The sequence below is a fragment of the Roseovarius mucosus DSM 17069 genome (genome assembly GCF_000768555.3).
Taxonomy (GTDB): Bacteria; Pseudomonadota; Alphaproteobacteria; order Rhodobacterales; family Rhodobacteraceae; genus Roseovarius; species Roseovarius mucosus.
Genome location: NZ_KN293980.1, coordinates 77,801 through 84,225, shown reverse-complemented (window position 1 = coordinate 84,225; position 6,425 = coordinate 77,801). Strand labels below are relative to the sequence as shown.

The window sequence follows — 6,425 nt, the reverse complement described above, 5'->3', positions numbered from 1 at the left end:
AGTCATCTGTCTGATGCACATCAGTTTCCAAAGAAACCGAAGTCCATACAAGACAGTGAAGCTGACACTACATCATCGGGCCGAAACCCTAGTAGCGTTGATATACAGACGTTGATCCATCGAAATGAACCAAACCGCCCACATATCTCTTCAGTCATCAAATTTTCAAAGAGCGTCGAGACAAAATCAACCGAGAGCGCCAAACTACCTAGCGCAACCCGCCAATCCTACCTCAGAATTTCTATCCGCCTAACTTCACCAAGCTTCCGCTCAACTCCGTTCCGCGTCCCAGCAACCGCCTCAGCAGCGCCGGTGAAGGGGTATTTACGGTTAGAGGCTCAGACCCGCAACCCCTTTTTTTGGCTTTTGTCATCTTTTTTTCACGAACCCGGTTTTTTACGGAATATTAAGGGGTTAGGGGAAAGATCGGCAAGATTTTCGGCGCCTCGCGTAACATTATTACTCACGGAAATTGCGACTCTCTCCTACATCTGGGGTTATCCACAGACTTACCCCCAAAACCCAGTAAATCCGGCCACGAGCGTCCGACTCAAACCCGACGACTCTGGCGCATCGGTCGCCATCTCAGCCCCAACAGAGCCAGAATCACGGCCAGATAGACCAGCGGTTCGATCTGAAAGCCTTTGCTCAGCCAGATGAAATGCACCGCAGCCAGAATCGCCACCGCGTAGGTCAGCCGGTGCAACACCCGCCAACGCGGCCCCAGCCGCCGCAGCGACAGGTCATTCGAGGTCAGCGCCAAGGGGATCATCATTAGGAACGCGGTAAAGCCGACCGTCACATAGGGCCGCTTGAGAATATCCGCCCATATCTGTGCCCAGATCTGCACATCCAGCACCAGCCAGACCAGCAGATGCAGGGACACATAGGTAAAGGCCAGCAATCCCACCGCCCGGCGAAACCGGATCAGGTTAACGCCCAGATAACGGCGCAGCGGAGTGATGCACAAACCAAGGATCACCAGCTGCAAGGCGACCTCACCCAGCTCGCGCTCCAGCGCCTTGATCGGTTCGGCCCCAAGCCCGCCGGTCAGACCCAGATAGAAGGTCCAGACCGCCGGTACGAGCCCAAGCAACCACACCGCCCAGACCGGCACCTGCCGCGCCAACCCGTTGATCCGGTCCTGCAGCATCAGAAGTTCTTTTTCAGGTCCATGCCGGCATAGAGCCCCGCCACCTCATCCCCATAACCGTTGAACATGAGCGTGGGCACGCGCGCAGAGAACAGCCCGCCGCCAATCTGCCGTTCCGAGGCCTGCGACCAGCGCGGGTGATTCACCTCGGGGTTCACGTTACTATAGAAGCCATACTCGCGGGCATTGGCCTTGTTCCAGCTTGTCGGCGGCTCCTTGTCGGTCAGGGTGATCCGCACCACCGACTTGATCGACTTGAACCCGTATTTCCATGGCACCACCAGACGCAGCGGCGCACCGTTCTGATTGGGAATGTCGCGACCATAAATGCCCGTGGCCATGATCGTCAGCGGATGCAGCGCCTCATCCAGACGCAGCCCCTCGACATAGGGCCAGTCGAGCACCGGATAGCGCACCCCCGGCATTTCATCGGGGCGCAATACGGTCTCGAAGGCCACGTATTTCGCGGCGCTCTGGACGCCCGCCAGATCGAGGAGGTCGGCCAGTTCAAATCCGTTCCACGGCACGACCATCGACCAGGCCTCGACGCAGCGGAACCGGTAGAGCCGTTCCTCGATGGTCATCTTGGCCATGATCTCGTCAAAGTCATAGGCGCCGGGACGGTCCACCAGACCGTCGATCGTCACGCTCCAGGGTGACACCGTCAGCGTGCGTGCATTACGAGCCGGATCGCCCTTGTCGGTGCCGAACTCATAATAATTGTTATAGGTGGTGATGTCGTCCCAATCATTGGGCGTCAACGTATCGGCCTGCGTCTCGGCCCGCGCACGCGGTCCCCCAAGGCTGAGGCCCACACCCGCCGCCGCCCCGGCGATCAACTGGCGGCGATTGAGAAACGCCGACTCGGGCGTGACGTCCTTCAGACTGAGGGTGTTTTTCCAGCGATGGGCCATGTCATGTCTCCTATGGGTTCCCCGTATACATATAGAGACAGACACGGTCCTCGCCAGCACAGGGGTCTTAACGTGCGGTCACAATACCGCGTCCGCATTGTAACTTGGCCGGATTTTATTGAACGCGACCGAGGTGCCATCCGCCTGTACCAGCCGCACATGCCGCCGCCGCATCAGGCGCGGTTCGGCCACGCCGACCGAATGGGCGATGGTCTCAACCTCCTTGATTACCGATTTGGCGTAATGGGCGACCTTGACGTATTTGTCCTCCACCACCAGTCCGCGCTGCAAATAGGGGTCATGGGTGGTAATGCCGGTCGGACAGGTGTTGCGATTGCATTTCAGCGCCTGAATACAGCCGAGGCTGAACATGAAGCCGCGCGCCGAGGTGACGAAATCCGCGCCTGCGCAAATCGCCCAGGCCACATCGCCGGGATTGATCAGCTTGCCCGCCGCAATCATGCGAATGCGCTCTTTGAGCCCATAGCGATCCCGCAAATCGACCATGCGCGGCAACGCATCCCGAATGGGCATGCCCACCAGATCCATCAGCGGCATAGGGGCAGCCCCTGTGCCCCCCTCACCGCCGTCAATCGCAATGAAATCCGGGGCGCAATCCGGCCCGCGCGCCATGATCATCTCAAAGAGTGGCTCCCATGCCTCGGACGATCCGATCACGGTCTTGAACCCGACCGGGCGGCCCGTCACCTGCCGGATATGGCCGATCACGTCCAACAGCTCGCCATAGTCATTGATATCGGCGTGCCGGTTGGGCGAAATACTGTCTTTGCCGATCTCGATCCCGCGAATGGCGGCAATCTCATCGTTGACCTTTTCACCGGGCAGGATGCCACCTTTGCCGGGCTTGGCGCCCTGCGCCAGCTTCAGCTCGAACATCTTGATGCAAGGATTGTCCGACACCTCACGCAGCCGCGCATCGCTCAGATTGCCCAGCGCATCGCGCACACCGTATTTGGCGGTGCCGATCTGATAGACGAGATCGCAATTGCCAACCAAATGAAACGGGCTTAGCCCCCCCTCGCCGGTATTGAGCCAGATGCCCGCCTTGGCCGCCCCTCGGCTCAGTGCCTCGACCGCCGGGCGCGAAATCGCGCCATAGCTCATGCCCGAGATGTTGAAGATCGACTTGGCCATATAGGGAATCGCCGCCGTTGGCCCGATCTGCATTGGCGCCGTGGTTGCAAACTGATCATCCAGCGGCGGAAACACCGCAGGCACAAAGATGGGCGTGCCCGGCACCCCAAGATTACGGGTAGAGCCAAAGGCAATCGTATTGCCGGCCCCCTTGGTCGCATGACTGACCCAATCGCGCTGCGCGCGGTTGAACGGCATCTCCTCGCGGTCCATGGCAAAGAAATACTGGCGAAAGAACTCGCCCAGCTTGGTGAACAGCCCCCGAAACCGCCCGATCACCGGATAATTGCGCCGGATCGCATCGCCGGGTTGCGTTCTGTCGAGGATATAGAACAGCACCACCGCCAGCACGACCGCGCCCAAGGCGAACACGAACAACAGCGCCAGAACCTCTAGGATCTGCGTCACATACCCCATCTGAAAACTCCAATGATCCCGCCCACGCCGCAAGAGGCGCCTCGCGCGCAACCTGCGCCATTCCAGCGTGTCAAACAAGCGTGCAAACGGTGTCTTCGCCCCTTGTTTCATCAGATCCGGGCGCGATTCAGGCCTTTCGCCTGCCTCGCGCAGATACGGCGGGAAACCCGGCTGAAAGGCCCGCAGCCTACGGGATAATTTCCGCCTCTTCACAAAAACGTGACTGGAATTTTCTGACAGGCCCAGCTTAGCGGGCAGATCCCGCAGGTCAAACCGCATCGGCGGAAACCCCCGGTGAACCAATCCCCGTCCCGTGCCGTAAGCCTCACATGATCCCGATCCCGGGGTCGTGAAAACGAACACTTAAACGGAGACGCAAACCATGTTTCGCAGAACCTATCTCGCCCTGACCGCCGCCGCCCTGATGGCCGGCCCGGCCTTTGCCGACAACCACGGCAAGGACATCGTCGACATCGCCGCCGGCAACGAGAGCTTCTCGACGCTTGTCGCCGCCGTGCAGGCCGCTGACCTTGTCGACACGCTCAAGGGCGAAGGCCCCTTCACCGTCTTTGCTCCCACCGATGATGCCTTTGCCGCCCTGCCCGCAGGCACGGTCGAGGACCTGCTCAAGCCCGAGAACAAGGACAAGTTGACCGCCGTCCTCACCTATCACGTGGTGCCGGGTAAGGTGATGTCGGGCGATCTCTCGGATGGCATGACCGCCACCACCGTGCAGGGTACCGACGTGACCATCGGCACAACCGATGGCGTAACCGTCGATGGCGCCAAGGTGGTGCAGGCCGACATCGAGGCCAGCAACGGCGTGATCCACGTGATCGACAGCGTCATCCTGCCGAAATAACCACCACTCACGATCGGCAGCGGCGGGGCGGCCCATGGGCCGCCCCGTTTCGTCAGCACGTGTCGCCCTCACTCGAAACCACACCCGTCCCGGGCTTGACCCGGGACCTCGCCCCGGTTCAGAGGTTGGGGCAATGTGCCCCCGATCAGACGAAACCCGCTCTAGACATGCTGCGCGCCGTTGATCTCGATCTCTGTCCCGGAAATATAGGACGACCCCTCGGAGCAGAGAAAAAAGATCGTGTTGGCCACCTCATCGGGTTCGCCCAACCGCCGCATCGGGATGCTCTCGACCAACTTGTCGGTGCCCGGCGACAGGATTGCGGTGCGGATTTCTCCGGGGGCAATGGAATTGACCCGCACGCCCAAGGGGCCGAAATCATGCGCCATTTCGCGCGTTAGCGCCACCAACGCCGCCTTGGACGTGGCATAGGCCGCGCCGGCAAAGGGATGCACGCGGCTTCCGGCAATAGAGGTGACATTGACCACCGCGCCGCGCGCCGCCGCCAGTTCATCTCGCAAACTGCGCGCCAACACGACCGAGGCAAAGAAATTGACGTGAAACACCTGCCCCCAGGTCCGCAGATCCGTGCTGAACGTATTCAAGCGTTCACCCTCCGGCCCCTTGGGCGAAATCCCCGCGTTATTGACCAGCGCATCCAGCCGCCCGCCCAAACGCGCGCGTAACTCTTCGACCTTGGCGATAACGTCATTGGGGTCCGCCAGATCCATCTGGATATGGTTCTCGGCCCCGCCTCCCCAGGGACATTCCGCTGGAAAAGGCTGCCGCGAACAGGTGATCACCCGCCACCCCGCCGCATTGAACCGCCGCACCGTGGCATGCCCAATCCCCCGACTTGCCCCCGTCAGCAACAGCGTTTTGGTCTCGGACATGCGCCCCCTCTTTCGTTCGCGGGATCCCCTGCGCTCAACCTTAGCGCTTTGCGGCCCGCCCGCAACGGGCCTTGGCACCACCCCGCGCAGATTGTAATGAAGGACGCAACCCCGCGTCGGAGATCAGCATGAAGGCCAGAGACATGAATCGCGACTGGATCGCCACCGCCCGCACCCTCTCCGAGGCGCTGCCCTATCTGCAACGCTACACCGGCGCGATTGTCGTGATCAAACTCGGTGGGCACGCCATGGGCAGCGACGAGGCGATGGAGACCTTCGCCCGCGACGTGGTGCTGATGCGCCAGGTCGGCGTCAACCCGGTGATCGTCCATGGCGGCGGGCCGATGATCAACCAGATGCTCGAGAAACTGGAGATCAAGTCGGAATTCGTGAATGGCAAGCGCGTGACCGACGCCGCCACCATGGAAGTTGTGGAAATGGTCCTCTCTGGTCAGGTCAACAAACGCATCGTGGCCGCGATCAACGGTCAGGGCGGGCGTGCCGTGGGCCTCTCGGGCAAGGATGCAAGGCTCATCACCTGCACGCCCTCGCATCCCGACCTGGGTCTTGTCGGCGAACCGACCGAGATTGACCCCACCATCCTGCACACGCTCTTTGCCGCCGATATGATCCCCGTCATCGCCCCCTTGGGCGCGGGCCACGAGGGTGAGACCTACAACATCAACGGCGACACCGCCGCAGGTGCCGTGGCCGCCGCCCTCAAGGCCGACCGCCTGCTTCTGCTCACCGACATCGACGGGGTGCGCGACGGCGAGGGCCGTGTCGTCACCGAACTCAGCGCCGAGCAGATTCGCCAGATGACCCGTGACGGCGTGATCGCGGGCGGCATGATCCCCAAGACCGAAACCGCCCTTGCCGCCATCGAGGGCGGCGTGCGCGCGGTGGTCATCCTCGACGGGCGCGCGCCCAACGCCACCCTGCTCGAGCTTTTCACCGAACATGGCGCAGGCTCGCTCATCCGGGGCAACAACACCCCCCGTGTGCCCCGCTCCAGCCAGAGCTGAGCCGCG

At 61.5% G+C, this 6,425-nt stretch carries 6 protein-coding genes; 2 read left to right on the top strand and 4 right to left on the bottom strand.

All coding sequences use genetic code 11. The features are described from left to right. Positions 1–550: 550 nt before the first annotated feature. From msrQ to ROSMUC_RS11535, 3 genes are all read right to left on the bottom strand, one after another. Positions 551–1,153 carry a protein-methionine-sulfoxide reductase heme-binding subunit MsrQ gene (msrQ, locus tag ROSMUC_RS11545; RefSeq protein ID WP_037273194.1) on the bottom strand — a complete coding sequence of 201 codons (603 nt, stop codon included), beginning with the start codon at positions 1,151–1,153 and terminating at the stop codon, positions 551–553. Next, the gene (gene msrP, locus ROSMUC_RS11540) at positions 1,153–2,067 is read right to left on the bottom strand and encodes a protein-methionine-sulfoxide reductase catalytic subunit MsrP (RefSeq protein WP_037273192.1); all 915 of its coding nucleotides are present in this window, start codon (positions 2,065–2,067) and stop codon (positions 1,153–1,155) included. The genes msrQ and msrP overlap by 1 nt, the downstream gene beginning before the upstream one ends. Before the next feature lie 78 nt (positions 2,068–2,145). Further along, complete coding sequence (locus ROSMUC_RS11535) at positions 2,146–3,639, bottom strand: FMN-binding glutamate synthase family protein (protein WP_037274006.1); 1,494 nt, start codon at positions 3,637–3,639, stop codon at positions 2,146–2,148. 382 nt (positions 3,640–4,021) lie between these two features. Between ROSMUC_RS11535 and ROSMUC_RS11530 the strand changes: the two genes are divergently transcribed. Next, a complete protein-coding gene (locus tag ROSMUC_RS11530) occupies positions 4,022–4,501 on the top strand; it encodes a fasciclin domain-containing protein (RefSeq protein WP_037273189.1) in 480 nt (159 codons plus the stop codon). Between the two features lie 161 nt (positions 4,502–4,662). Here the strand turns inward: ROSMUC_RS11530 and ROSMUC_RS11525 are convergent, their stop codons facing one another. Then, positions 4,663–5,394 carry an SDR family NAD(P)-dependent oxidoreductase gene (locus tag ROSMUC_RS11525; protein WP_037273186.1) on the bottom strand — a complete coding sequence of 244 codons (732 nt, stop codon included), beginning with the start codon at positions 5,392–5,394 and terminating at the stop codon, positions 4,663–4,665. Between the two features lie 128 nt (positions 5,395–5,522). Here ROSMUC_RS11525 and argB point away from each other — a divergent pair, with 128 nt between their 5' ends. Beyond that, positions 5,523–6,419: an acetylglutamate kinase gene (gene argB, locus ROSMUC_RS11520; RefSeq protein WP_037273184.1), complete on the top strand. Its 897-nt coding sequence runs from the start codon at positions 5,523–5,525 to the stop codon at positions 6,417–6,419. The last annotated feature ends 6 nt before the right edge of the window (positions 6,420–6,425 follow it).

Excerpts from the sequence above, each read along its gene's own strand:
- argB (WP_037273184.1), top strand. The coding sequence starts at position 5,523 with ATGAAGGCCAGAGACATGAATCGCGACTGGATCGCCACCGCCCGCACC.
- msrP (WP_037273192.1), bottom strand. The coding sequence starts at position 2,067 with ATGGCCCATCGCTGGAAAAACACCCTCAGTCTGAAGGACGTCACGCCC.
- ROSMUC_RS11535 (WP_037274006.1), bottom strand. The coding sequence starts at position 3,639 with ATGGGGTATGTGACGCAGATCCTAGAGGTTCTGGCGCTGTTGTTCGTG.
- ROSMUC_RS11525 (WP_037273186.1), bottom strand. The coding sequence starts at position 5,394 with ATGTCCGAGACCAAAACGCTGTTGCTGACGGGGGCAAGTCGGGGGATT.
- msrQ (WP_037273194.1), bottom strand. The coding sequence starts at position 1,153 with ATGCTGCAGGACCGGATCAACGGGTTGGCGCGGCAGGTGCCGGTCTGG.
- ROSMUC_RS11530 (WP_037273189.1), top strand. The coding sequence starts at position 4,022 with ATGTTTCGCAGAACCTATCTCGCCCTGACCGCCGCCGCCCTGATGGCC.